This window comes from Ruoffia sp. FAM 20857, assembly GCF_045528645.1.
Taxonomy (GTDB): domain Bacteria; phylum Bacillota; class Bacilli; order Lactobacillales; family Aerococcaceae; genus Ruoffia; species Ruoffia halotolerans.
In genome coordinates this window covers 1-255 of the sequence record NZ_JBGQRB010000150.1, presented here as the reverse complement: position 1 = coordinate 255, position 255 = coordinate 1, and the positions used below count along the sequence as shown (strand labels likewise).

The window sequence follows — 255 nt, the reverse complement described above, 5'->3', positions numbered from 1 at the left end:
CTACTCCCGAACCAAAGCGATTAAAGACGATCCATCTTTTCGGTTCCTATCAACCACGTCTAAGTTTGATTTTTTAAAACGAGGCAGTAAGGATTATTACGAAATACGTTTCCGAGTGGTTAGACTCAAGCTAAGTGAAAGCACCTACGAGTGCTTGATAACAAATCTTGATGACAACTTTACACCCAATGACTTAAAAGAATTATACCATTTACGGTGGGGAATTGAGACTTCTTTTCGTGATTTAAAGCATTC

1 protein-coding gene is annotated in these 255 nt (G+C 38.0%); it reads left to right on the top strand.

Going from position 1 to position 255, the window contains the following annotated elements; genetic code table 11:
- Positions 1-115 precede the first annotated feature (115 nt).
- Positions 116-255 (top strand): transposase (locus tag ACEN4N_RS11635; RefSeq protein ID WP_407094283.1); only part of this gene is annotated, 140 nt, incomplete at its 3' end.